This window comes from Streptomyces sp. NPDC059649 (genome assembly GCF_042734445.1).
Taxonomy (GTDB): domain Bacteria; phylum Actinomycetota; class Actinomycetes; order Streptomycetales; family Streptomycetaceae; genus Streptomyces.
Genome location: NZ_JBHWDV010000105.1, coordinates 1 through 10,941, shown reverse-complemented (window position 1 = coordinate 10,941; position 10,941 = coordinate 1). Strand labels below are relative to the sequence as shown.

Annotated in this window: 9 protein-coding genes; 4 read left to right on the top strand and 5 right to left on the bottom strand. The window is 72.3% G+C overall.

Annotation, left to right across the window (positions count from 1 at the left end):
• Positions 1 to 29: 29 nt before the first annotated feature.
• Positions 30 to 1,931, bottom strand: coding sequence for a 2-isopropylmalate synthase (locus ACFV1J_RS39915; RefSeq protein ID WP_385866840.1), 1,902 nt, complete (start codon positions 1,929 to 1,931; stop codon positions 30 to 32).
• 205 nt (positions 1,932 to 2,136) lie between these two features.
• On the opposite strand from ACFV1J_RS39915, the gene ACFV1J_RS39910 reads away from it, so the two are divergent.
• The gene (locus ACFV1J_RS39910; protein WP_385866838.1) at positions 2,137 to 2,844 is read left to right on the top strand and encodes a FadR/GntR family transcriptional regulator; all 708 of its coding nucleotides are present in this window, start codon (positions 2,137 to 2,139) and stop codon (positions 2,842 to 2,844) included.
• A gap of 9 nt (positions 2,845 to 2,853) precedes the next feature.
• On the opposite strand, the gene ACFV1J_RS39905 is transcribed toward ACFV1J_RS39910, so the two are convergent.
• Both ACFV1J_RS39905 and ACFV1J_RS39900 read right to left on the bottom strand, forming a co-directional pair.
• The gene (locus ACFV1J_RS39905) at positions 2,854 to 5,244 is read right to left on the bottom strand and encodes an MFS transporter (protein ID WP_385866837.1); all 2,391 of its coding nucleotides are present in this window, start codon (positions 5,242 to 5,244) and stop codon (positions 2,854 to 2,856) included.
• A gap of 454 nt (positions 5,245 to 5,698) precedes the next feature.
• Entirely contained in the window at positions 5,699 to 6,385 is a 687-nt protein-coding gene (locus ACFV1J_RS39900; RefSeq protein ID WP_385866835.1) for a ScbR family autoregulator-binding transcription factor, read from the bottom strand.
• Positions 6,386 to 6,559: 174 nt separating this feature from the next.
• On the opposite strand from ACFV1J_RS39900, the gene ACFV1J_RS39895 reads away from it, so the two are divergent.
• Both ACFV1J_RS39895 and ACFV1J_RS39890 read left to right on the top strand, forming a co-directional pair.
• Positions 6,560 to 7,543, top strand: a complete 984-nt coding sequence (locus ACFV1J_RS39895) for a ScbA/BarX family gamma-butyrolactone biosynthesis protein (RefSeq protein WP_385866833.1) — start codon at positions 6,560 to 6,562, stop codon at positions 7,541 to 7,543.
• 117 nt (positions 7,544 to 7,660) lie between these two features.
• Positions 7,661 to 8,425 carry an SDR family oxidoreductase gene (locus tag ACFV1J_RS39890; protein WP_385866831.1) on the top strand — a complete coding sequence of 255 codons (765 nt, stop codon included), beginning with the start codon at positions 7,661 to 7,663 and terminating at the stop codon, positions 8,423 to 8,425.
• A gap of 20 nt (positions 8,426 to 8,445) precedes the next feature.
• Here the strand turns inward: ACFV1J_RS39890 and ACFV1J_RS39885 are convergent, their stop codons facing one another.
• Together ACFV1J_RS39885 and ACFV1J_RS39880 are read right to left on the bottom strand one after the other, a co-directional pair.
• On the bottom strand, positions 8,446 to 8,976 hold the full coding sequence (locus tag ACFV1J_RS39885; RefSeq protein WP_385866829.1) for a methylated-DNA--[protein]-cysteine S-methyltransferase: 531 nt from the start codon (positions 8,974 to 8,976) through the stop codon (positions 8,446 to 8,448).
• A 142-nt stretch (positions 8,977 to 9,118) separates the two neighbouring features.
• Positions 9,119 to 9,346, bottom strand: a complete 228-nt coding sequence (locus tag ACFV1J_RS39880) for a hypothetical protein (protein WP_030417114.1) — start codon at positions 9,344 to 9,346, stop codon at positions 9,119 to 9,121.
• 169 nt (positions 9,347 to 9,515) lie between these two features.
• Between ACFV1J_RS39880 and ACFV1J_RS39875 the strand changes: the two genes are divergently transcribed.
• Complete coding sequence (locus ACFV1J_RS39875; protein ID WP_385866827.1) at positions 9,516 to 10,727, top strand: cytochrome P450; 1,212 nt, start codon at positions 9,516 to 9,518, stop codon at positions 10,725 to 10,727.
• Positions 10,728 to 10,941 lie beyond the last annotated feature (214 nt).

The following is a 10,941-nucleotide window of genomic DNA, read 5'->3' as shown; positions in this document are numbered from 1 at the left end:
GCTCCCGGCGTCCGCCCGCCACGGACCCGCTAGTCGCTGTCTCCGTTCGCCCGGTTTCCGTTCCGCCGGCTTGCGTTCCCCCGGTTTGCGGTCTCCCGGTCTGCGTTGCCACGGTTCCGCTCCGCCCGGTTGACGGCCGCGAGTACGGCCCGCAGGGAGGCGGTCAGGACGGAGGTGTCCTGGCCCGCGCCCCAGTACGTGACGCCGTCGATGCGGCACCGGACGTAGGCCACGGCGGCGCTGTCCGGGCCGGAGGTGAGGGCGTGTTCGGCGTAGTCGAGGATCTCGGCGGGGTGGCCGGCGGCGGCCAGCGCCGCGGTGAACGCGGCCAGCGGACCGTTGCCGGCGCCCTCGGCCTGTTGCGCTTCCCTGGCCGTTCCGGCGCGGCCCAGCGTGCAGCGGATCCGGTGCTCACCCGGCGCGGGCTCGGTCGCGCGCCAGGAGTCCAGGGTCAGCGGCCCCTGCTCCCCCGGGTCGAGGTAGGTGGTGCGGAACAGCTCCCCCAGCTCCTTCGGGGTCGCCTCCTGTCCGCTGTCATCGGTCGCCCGCTGGACGACGCCGGAGAAGTCCGGCCGCAGCCCCTGCGGCAGGTCCAGCCCGTGGTGGAGCCGCAGCAGATGCGCGATCCCGCCCTTGCCCGACTGGCTGTTGACCCGGATGACCGCCTCGTAGCTGCACCCGAGGTCCGCGGGATCGACCGGCAGATACGGCACCGTCCACGGCGCTTCGGACTCCGGTACGCCCAGTTCGGCGGCGCGCCGGGCGTGGTGGGCCAGGCCCTTGCTGATGGCGTCCTGGTGGGTGCCGGAGAACGCGGTGTGCACCAGGGCGCCGGCATAGGGGTGCCGCGGGTGGACGGGCAGCCGGATGCAGTCCTCCACGGTGCTGCGCACGGTCGCGAGGTCGGAGAAGTCGATCATCGGGTCGACGCCCTGGGTGTGCAGATTGAGGGCGAGGGTGACCAGGTCGACGTTCCCGGTCCGCTCGCCGTTCCCGAACAGGCAGCCCTCCACGCGCTGCGCCCCGGCCAGGACGGCGAGTTCGGCACACGCCACGCCGGTGCCGCGGTCGTTGTGCGGATGTACGGAGAGCACGACCGCGTCCCGGCGCTCCAGATGGCGGTGCATGAACTCGATCTGATCCGCGTACACATTGGGCGTGGCGACCTCGACGGTGGCCGGGAGGTTGTGGGTCACCGGGCGCTCCGGGGAGGCGTCCCACAGCTCGGTCAGCCCGTTGCAGATCTCCAGGACGAGGTCGGGCTCGGTGAGGTTGAAGACCTCGGGCGAGAACTGGAAGCGGATGTCGGCCCGCGGGCGGGCCGCGGCCAGCCGCGCCATGTGGGTGGCGGCGTCCCGTACCAGGTCGCGCACCTCGGCCCGGCTGCGGCCGAGGACCACCTCGCGCCAGGTGGGCGCGGTGGCCGTGTAGAGGTGCACGACGGTGCGCGGCAGTCCGTCGATGGCGGCGAAGGTCCGCTCGATCAGCTCGCGCCGGGCGGGGGTGAAGACCACCACGGTGACGTCGTCCGGCACCGCGCCGCTGACGGCCAGATGGCGGACGAAGTCGAAGTCGGTGCGGCTGGCGGAGGGGTAGGCGACCTCGATCTCCTTGAAGCCCATGGAGACCAGCAGGTCGAACATCCGGCGCTTGCGCGGGATGTCCATCGGTTCGGCGAGCGCCTGGTTGCCGTCACGCAGATCGACCGGCACCCACAGCGGGGCCCGCTCGATCCGGGCGGCGGGCCAGGAGCGGGTGGTGACCGGCACCTCGACGCGTTGGTGTGCGGGCCGGTAGCGGTGGGAGGGCATCGCACTGTGGCGCTGCGGGTTCCACGCCGGCGCACCGGCGGGTACGGGGCCGGCGGGCGTACGGAGGGCGGCGGTACCGCGGTGGGGGCTGGACATCTGGTGGGAGATCTCGTGGGACATCGCGTTCCTTCACAGGAGCCGGAGGGAGACCGGCAGCACCGAACCCCGCGGCGGGGTGCCGGTCGCGTCAGGCCCCGCCGCGGCGGCCGAGAAGGAGACCACACAGCGTCATGGCGGGTACAGTAACCACAGATCAACTCCTCAGACAACCTGAGGAGTTCACGGTGTTCAGTATGTGAGTTCAGAACGTGCGAGGTTCCACGGCATGCCGCTCGAAGCGCTCCGCCCCAGTCCCCTGGTCGAACAGGCCGCCCAGCGGCTGCGGGACCAGATCACCGGGGGCCACTGGCCGGTGGGCACCCGGCTGCCCGGCGAGACCACCCTCGCCAAGACCCTGGGCGTCGGCCGCTCGACGGTGCGCGAGGCCCTACGGGCACTGGCCGGTGCGGGGCTGGTCCAGCCGCGCCAGGGCGCCGGGGTGTTCGTGATCGCGACCGAACCCACCGAGGACTGGTCCACCCGGCTGCGCCGCGCGGCCGTCGGTGACGTCTACGAGGTCCGCGCCATGGTGGAGGTACAGGCCGCCCAACTGGCCGCCGTCCGGCGCACCGACGACGATGTCGCCGCCCTGCGCACCGCCCTGGAGGGCCGCCGAGCCGCCGCCGGGTCCGGCACCGCGGCGTTCGTGGACGCGGACATCGCCCTGCACGCGGCCGTCGTCGCGGCCGCGCACAACCCCGTACTGACCGATCTGTTCAGCGAGTTCGTGCCCGCGCTGCGCCAGGGTCTGATCGACCTCGTCGAACTGCTGGACCTGCGCGGACGGGACCCACGGCCCGGCGATGCCCGGCACGCCGCACTGGTCGACGCGGTCGTGGACGGCGACGGCACGGCGGCGAGCCGGATCCTGCGGGAGGAATTCGACGAGACCCTGCGGCAGTTGGCGGGCGGTGAGGAGGGCGTACGGGTCTGAGCGCCCCGCTCAGCCGTCGGTCGCGGACGGCTGGGTGAGGGTCAGGTCGAGGGTCTCGGCGGCGCCGCCGGCGAGGGATATCGCGGCGGCGTGCGGCGGGTAGCCGGCCGCGGTGAGGGTGTACCGGCTCCCGCTCAGACCGGCGAAGGCGAAGGCGCCGTCCGGTCCGGTGACGGTGTGTCCGGTGACCGTGCCGTCCGCGAGGAGGGTCACCGCGGCGTCGGCCAGCGGGCGGCCGCCCGGCCCGCGTACCGTGCCGCGGACGGTGGCGGCCGGCCGCAGCCGGACGTCATGGCACTCCTGGCCGGCGTCACCGGTCACGTCCACGGCACGGGCCTGCGGCTGGTGCCCCGGAGCGCTGAGGACCAAGCTGTAGCTCCCGAACGGGAGTTGGGTCAGCTCCCACCGCCCCTCGGCGTCGGAGGCCGTACGGGCCACCACCTCGCCCACCGCATCGGTGACGACGATGCCGCCGCCGGCGAGCGGGGCGCCCTCGGGGCCGCCGCGCAGGGTGCCGCGGAGCCGGCCGCTGGGGGTGAGGACCAGGTCGGTCTCGGCGGTCGCACCCGCGCCGCGGTGCGTCGCGGAGGCGGCGTACGGGGCGTGTCCGGGCGCGGCGCCGGTCAGGACGTACGTACCCGCCGCCGGGGCGGCGAGCGCATACCGCCCGTCGGCCCCGGTGGTGGTGACGCCTGCCTGCCGCCCTTGGTGGTCGATCAGCGTGACGCTCGCACCGGGGACCGGCCCGCCGTGGGCCCCGAGGACACGCCCCCGGAAGACGGGCCGGTCGTCGTACGCGGCCGGGCGCGCGCCGCTGCCCTGGTGGGCCCCGTGGTCGGTGTCGGCGGCACCGTCGGTGTCGTGGTCGGCGCCATCGTCCGCGCCATCGGAGTCGTCGGTGCTCTGTGCGAGCAGGGTCGGCCGGGGCGGCTTGCGCTGTGACGGCAGGAAGGAGGCCAGTGCCACGCCGAGGGCGACCGCGGCCGTGGCGATCAGGAAGGAGACCCGGAAGCCGGCCATCGTGGGGACCGTGGCCGGGCCCATCCGCTGGGACATATGGGCCAGCACCATGCCGATCACCGCGCTGGACACGGAGGTGCCGATCGAACGCATCAGGGTGTTCAGGCCGTTGGCCGCGCCGGTCTCGGAGGGGTCGACGGCGCCGATGATCAGTGCGGGCAGCGAGGAGTACGCCAGCCCGATGCCGGCGCCGATGACCACGGCGATGATGACGGTCTGCCAGGCGGCGTTCATCAGGCCGATGCCCGCGCCGTATCCGACGGCGATGACGAGCATGCCCAGCAGCAGCGTCGCCTTCGGGCCGCGCCGGGCCGCGATCCGTGCGTACACCGGCGCGACCAGCATCATGGTCAGCCCCAGCGGTGCCATGCACAGACCCGCCACCACCATGGACTGGCCCAGGCCGTAGCCGGTCGACTCGGGCAGCTGCAGCAGCTGCGGCAGCACCAGCGAGATCGCGTAGAAGGCCACCCCGATCGTGATGGAGGCGAGGTTGGTCAGCAGCACCTCACGGCGGGCGGTGGTGCGCAGGTCCACCAACGGGTCGGCGATCCGCAGTTCCATCACGCCCCACAGCACCAGGACCAGTACGGCGACCCCGAACAGCCCAAGGGTGGTGGGTGAACTCCAGCCCCAGTCACTGCCCTTGGTGATGGGCAGCAGCAGCGCCACCAGCCCCGCGGACAGCCCGATGGCACCCGCCACGTCGAAGCCGCCCTGGGCGCGGACCGGCGACTCGGGCACGAGGAGCAGGGTGAGCAGGATGGAGAGCACGCCGAGCCCGGCGGCACCGAAGAACAGGCTGTGCCAGTCGGCATGTTGGGCCACCAGGGCGGCGACGGGCAGCGCGAGTCCGCCGCCGACGCCGATCGACGAGCTCATCAGGCCCATGGCCGAGCCGAGCCGTTCGCGCGGCAGGGCGTCGCGCATGATGCCGATGCCGAGCGGTATCGCGCCCATGGCGAAACCCTGCAGCGCCCGGCCGACGATCATCGTGAGCAGGTCGCTGGTGAGCCCGCAGACCAGCGAGCCGACGACCATGACCGCGAGGCTGGTCAGCAGCATCCGCCGCTTGCCGTAGAGGTCACCGAGCCGCCCCATGATGGGGGTGGCGACCGCACCGGCGAGGAGGGTGGCCGTCATGACCCAGGTGGCGTTGCTCGGCGCGGTGTTGAGGAGCACCGGCAGGTCCTTGATGACCGGGACGAGCAGCGTCTGCATCACCGCGACGACGATGCCGGCGAAGGCGAGGACCGGGACGAGGGCACCGCCGGCTCCGCGGTGTCCGTCCGCGGTCGGTCCGGAGGCCACGGGCGCCGCGGTGGCGCCCACGGCACCCGCGGCCCTTCCGGGGAGCTGATCCGTCGTCGTCTGTGTCATGCGTGCGGCCTCCAGGGCGGGCGGCGGGGGCGGGATGTCGTCGGAAAGGGGCTGTCATCGGGCGGTCATCGGGCTGACGTCACAGGGGCGTCCGGCGGGCTGGCATCACAGGGGCGTCCGGTCGGTCCGGTCGGGAAATGTCGCCCAGGGCGTCGACACGGTGAGCCCTTGATACGTGCATGACGAACGTTTCAACTCGGCGGTCTATTCCGCACGTCGGAAGGCGTTCACCTCACCGCACGGTGATCTGCCTCACGCCGCCCACCGGACCGACGAGACCAGTGAAGCGCACACCACTGACAATCCGACGCACGAAGAAGGCGCCGCGGCCTTTCCGCGACACCTTCCCGAGGTCTCCGCAATGTCTCCGGAGCGCGATCAATCAACACCGCGTGCGCGGTATGTTTTCCGCCCGGAATCCAGCGCTCTATCCCAATTACCCTGCGTTCGGCCCTCAGCTCGCGACGACATCCAGCCCGGCGCCGGCCTCCGCGGGAGCCTGCGCCTTCTGCTGCAGCGCGGCATTCAGTTTCTCCCCGCGCTCGGGGCCGAGATCGAGCTTGGCGAGGATGGGGGGCACGGCGATGCTGGGCAGCGTGTGCTGGAAGAAAACGGTCAGCCGGTGGGAGAGGTCGGCCCGGTTGGAAAACGCCTGCGACATCATCTGCAACCCGGCGAAGGCGCCGACGAAGAGCTCGGCGGTGTCCCGCACGTCAACACTCTCCAGCACCTCGCCGCGTCCCTTCGCCTCGTCGAACAACCCCTCCACGAACTGGCCCCAGGCGAGCATCGACTGCCTGCGGTCCAGATGGTTGGAGCCCTGCTCGACGGCCAGCCGCGCGGCCCCGCGCTGAATCGGGTCGGTGCGCAGCCGGAAGGCCAGCACATGCCCGGCGTCGACGAATTCCTGCAGTTTGATCGGCTGCGGCGCGACGGCGATGTCGACCACCTGCTCCTGGAGGATGGCGAGCGCGAGCTGCTCCTTGGAAGCGAAGTGGAAATACAGGGCGCCCTTCGTCACTCCGGCGCGTTCGAGGACTTCGGCGATCGTCGCACGGTCATAGCCCTGCTCGTCGAACACCGCGGCGGCCGACTCCAAGATCACTCGCCGGGTTCTGATCGCACGGTCCTGTTGTGCCACAGGACGCCTCCTGTCTCTCGAAATCTTCCATTTCCGCCGGTGTGGCCACCACGTCAAGTTGCCTCGCCACCAGCGTATTTCCCCCTTCCCGCAGCCCGGCATTGAAAATAAAACCGGATGGTACGTATCTTAACAGCGATGGACCTCATCCCGTAGAGACGCCTGGGGGCAGCCATGAGCGACACGATGCACGTCAGCGGCACCGCTCAGCCCACGACCCCGCAGCATTTGCACCACCCACGCCACCCCGGCGACGCCGTTCCGCCCCGCTCCGGCGCCCCGGTCCCCCGGGAATTGGTCCATCGTCCCCTCCTCGATGACGTGCTGGTCACCTCCTGGCGGCGCATGGACGACGCGCACTTCTCGCTGACCGCCGAATGGCCCCACGACCACGGGTACTTCACCACTCCTCACGGCCGGCATCATCCCATTCTCACGGGCGAGACCATCCGCCAGGCAGGACTGTTGCTCTGCCACACGGAACTCGGCGTTCCGGTCGGCCACCACTTCATCCTCGGCGACCTCGTCTACACCATGGACCCCGAACACCTCGCCGTCGGCGACCGGCCCACATCCCTGACGATCGACGTCACCTGCAGCAGGCTGCGGATGCGGGCCGGCACTCTGGTGAGCGGCCGGTTCGACATGACCATCCGTAAGGCGGGCCGGATCGTGGCGACGGGCCACTCCAATGTGACCGTCACCTCGCCCGGTGTCTACCGCCGGATCCGCGGCGGCCGCCTCACCGCCCGGCGTGAACTCGGCCCGTTGCCGCCCGCCGTCGCACCGCACCTCACCGGCAGCGCCACCGAGCACGACGTGCTGCTCTCCCCCACCGAGCGGCCCGACCGCTGGCTGCTGCGCGTCGCCCCGGGGCACGCCGCGGTCGTCAACCCGGCGAACGACCACATCCCCGGAATGGTGCTGCTCGACGCCGCACAGCAGGCCGCCCGTGCCCGCACCGCGCCCAACGGCTTCGTCCCGTACGCGGTCGGCACCGAATTCCGCCGTTACGCCGAACACGGTGTCCCCTGCGTGATCGAGGCCCACTACGTCCCCTCGGCGGTGCCCTGCACCACCACCGTCCAGGTCACCGGCACGCAGCACGACGAGCCGGTCTTCGTCACCACTCTGACGGCGCTGGACGCCCGCGACTGAGCGACGCCCCACCCGCCGCACGCGTCGCACGGCGCAGCCGGCGCCGCAGCAATCCCCCGCATGCCACAGTCATAGGCGGCCGCATGCCCGCCACACGTATATGGAAGGCCAACACTTATGGGTGACCTCAACGGGAAGACCGCGCTGGTGACCGGAGCCAGCCGGGGCATCGGCCGGGGCATCGCCCAGCGGCTGGCCCAGGACGGCGCCCTGGTCGCCGTCCACTACGGCAGCAACGACATCGCCGCCAAGGAGACCGTCGAACACATCAGAGGCACAGGCGGTCGGGCGTTCATAATCGGCGCTGAACTGGGGGTCCCGGGCGACGCCGAGGCTCTCTTCTCCGCCTTCGACGCCGGGCTGGCGGCACACGGCGCACGACCGGGCCTCGACATCCTCGTCAACAACGCCGCGATCAGCCTGCCCGGCCACATCGACGAGGTGACCCCCGAGGAGTTCGACCGCATCCTCGCGGTCAACACCAAGGCGCCGTTCTTCGTCACCCAGCACGGGCTGCGCAGGATGCGCGACGGCGGACGCATCATCAACATCTCGTCGGCGGTGACCACTACGGCGTTCCCGTCGACCATCGCCTACGGGGTGTCGAAGGGCGCGGTGGAGACCCTCACCCTCACCCTCGCCAAGGACCTCGGCGCGCGCGGGATCACGGTGAACACCATCGCCCCCGGCTTCATCGAGACCGACATGAACGCCGCGATGCGGGCGACGCCCGAGGCCCATGCCGCGCTGGCGGCGATCTCGGTGTTCAACCGGCTCGGCCGGCCCGCGGACATCGCCGACGTCGCCGCGTTCCTCGCCTCCGACGACAGCCGCTGGATCACCGGGCAGCGCATCGACGTCACCGGCGGGTCCATGCTCTGAGCGCGCCGCCCGCTCCCGGGTCAGAGCGGGCGCGGTGCGGCGCCCTCCAGGCCGAGCAGCTGCCGTTTGCGTTCCGGCCCGGCCGCGTAGCCCGAGAGCGCACCGTTCGCGGCGATCACGCGGTGGCAGGGCCGGACGATCAGCAACGGGTTGGCGCCGATCGCGGTCCCCACCGCACGGACCGCCGCCGGTGGCGCCCCGATCGCCTCGGCGATCCGCCCGTACGTGGTCGTGGTGCCGTACGGAACGGCCTCCAGGGCCTGCCAGACGCGCCGCCGGAAGTCGGTGCCTCGGGTGGCCGCGGTGTCGGCGTACTCGATGTCGAAGCGGGTCAGTGTCCCGTCGAAGTAGGCCCGCAGCTGTCGCGCGATCCCGTCGAACGCGGCGGGGTCGCGGACCCAGCCGTCCTGCACGGCCGCACCGCCCTTCTGCCCGGGCAGGGACAGCGAGACCAGCGCGGTACCGCCCGGTGCGGTGGCCGACTCCTCCCCGACCAGGAGGAGTTCGCCCAGCGGGCTGTCGAGGGTGGTGTAGAGCGTCTTGAGTGTCACGGAATCCACTGTGCCGCAGGTCGCAGCGGTCCACCGGCGGAAATCGGACGTGGACCTGCGGGCCGTCGGCCTCGTGGGCCGTTGACCTGCGGAGCGGTACTGCGGACGTGGCACGCGACGGCCGGGCCGCGCGGCCGGTGGCTCAGGCCGACGGCATCGGCCAGTCGTCCAGCGAACCGCCCCGCCACTCGACCAGCCGTGGATCGTCGAGCCGGATGTCCTCGGCCGGGCCGGCCACCCCCGCCCGGCGGAGGAATTCGGCCACGTCGCCGCGGCCGTGGGCCAGGCCGACGATCTGCCCACGCACGGTCACCCGGCGTCCACCTGACGGCGTCGGCGGGTGCACGATGACTGGCGGGTGCTCGGTCATGCCTCCAGCGTGCGACGGGCGGCGCACTCCCGCACGTCGGCCGCCTCCGGGGGCGGCAATCGTTGCCCGCGCAAGGAATCGTTTGCCCGTGGAGGGAATGGCTGCACGGGCAGGGAATGGTTGCCTTACCGGGTTGCCCTACCGGGTTGGCCCAGGAAGTCCTACGAGGATGGGTGTCGCCGTGCAGAGAAACGCCTCGGGAGCGGATCCGCTGGCCTCGCCGGAGTACTTCCGGGACCCGTATCCGCTGCTCGCCGCGGTGCGGTCGCGCGGGCCCGTACAGCGGATCAGAACCGCGAACGGCCGGACGACATGGCTGGTCACGGGGTGGGCGGAGGCGCGCGCGGCGCTGGCCGACGCCCGGCTGTCGAAGGACACCGCGCGGTACTTCGCCGGCCGGCCGAGCAACCGCAACCTGGCCCCGGCGGTCAGCCGCACCCTGCTCGCGACCGACCCGCCGGACCACGGCCGGCTGCGGAAGCTGGCGATGGCGGCGTTCACCCCGGCGGCCGTCGCACGCCTGGAACCGCGTATCCGGGTGCTGGCCGAGGAACTGGCCGACGCCCTGGCGGAACGGGACCAGGCGGATCTGGTCGAGGGCTTCGCGGTGCCGCTGCCGATCGCCGTGATCAGTGAGCTGCTGGGGGTGCCCGAGCCGGACCGCGCGGCGGTACGGCGCTGGTCCAACGAGTTGTTCGCCGCGGCGGACCCGGACACCGTGGACCGTGCGTCCCATGCCCTGAGCGGCTGTCTGACCCGGCTGATCGCGGACCGGCGCGCGGCCCTGGGGGACGACGTCCTCAGCGGGCTGATCGCCGCCCGGGACGACGGCGACCGACTGTCCGAGCCCGAACTGGTCTCGCTGGCCGTGCTGTTGGTGGTCGCCGGGCACGAGACGACGGCCAACCTCATCGGCAACGGCATGGTGACCCTGCTCCAGGACGACGCCCTGCGCGCCCGGCTCCGGGCCGACCCCGGGCTGCTGCCCGCCGCGGTCGAGGAATTCCTGCGCCATGACGGACCGCTGACCGTCGCGACCTTCCGCTACGCCACCGAACCGCTGGTGCTCGGCGGCGCCACGATCGCCGCGGGCGATGTCGTCCAGGTCGCGCCCGGCGCCGCCAACCGCGACCCGGCACGGTTCGACGCACCGGACGCGGTACGGCTCGGCCGCGCGGGCGGGCACCTCGCCTTCGGGCACGGCCCGCACCACTGCCTCGGCGCGGCACTGGCCCGCGTCGAGGCCCGGATCGCGTTCGAGGTGCTGCTGACGCGCTGGACCGACATCCGCCCCGCGGCCGACGGCCCGGACGCGGTGGAATGGCGACGGACCCGCCTGATGCGCGGGCCGGCGCACCTGCCGGTGACGTTCGTCCGCTGACCCGACGGGAGTCGACACGGGGCGTCGATACGGGAAGTTGGTACGGGGCGTCGATACGGGGGCTCGGTACGGGAGCCGGCGAGGACTCGTCGGGGAGTCGGGAGTCGGGGAGTCGGGGAACGCAACCACACCGGCGCCCCCGCCCCACGGCGGCGGTCGCGGGGCCCGCCCGTAACGAAAGTGGCCCGACCTTCCCCCCGGCCCGGGCCCGCCG

What these genes read in the sequence shown, in the direction of transcription:
- ACFV1J_RS39915 (WP_385866840.1), bottom strand. Translation starts at nt 1,931, where the DNA reads ATGTCCCACGAGATCTCCCACCAGATGTCCAGCCCCCACCGCGGTACC.
- ACFV1J_RS39875 (WP_385866827.1), top strand. Translation starts at nt 9,516, where the DNA reads ATGGGTGTCGCCGTGCAGAGAAACGCCTCGGGAGCGGATCCGCTGGCC.
- ACFV1J_RS39890 (WP_385866831.1), top strand. Translation starts at nt 7,661, where the DNA reads ATGGGTGACCTCAACGGGAAGACCGCGCTGGTGACCGGAGCCAGCCGG.
- ACFV1J_RS39910 (WP_385866838.1), top strand. Translation starts at nt 2,137, where the DNA reads ATGCCGCTCGAAGCGCTCCGCCCCAGTCCCCTGGTCGAACAGGCCGCC.
- ACFV1J_RS39905 (WP_385866837.1), bottom strand. Translation starts at nt 5,244, where the DNA reads ATGACACAGACGACGACGGATCAGCTCCCCGGAAGGGCCGCGGGTGCC.
- ACFV1J_RS39880 (WP_030417114.1), bottom strand. Translation starts at nt 9,346, where the DNA reads ATGACCGAGCACCCGCCAGTCATCGTGCACCCGCCGACGCCGTCAGGT.
- ACFV1J_RS39895 (WP_385866833.1), top strand. Translation starts at nt 6,560, where the DNA reads ATGAGCGACACGATGCACGTCAGCGGCACCGCTCAGCCCACGACCCCG.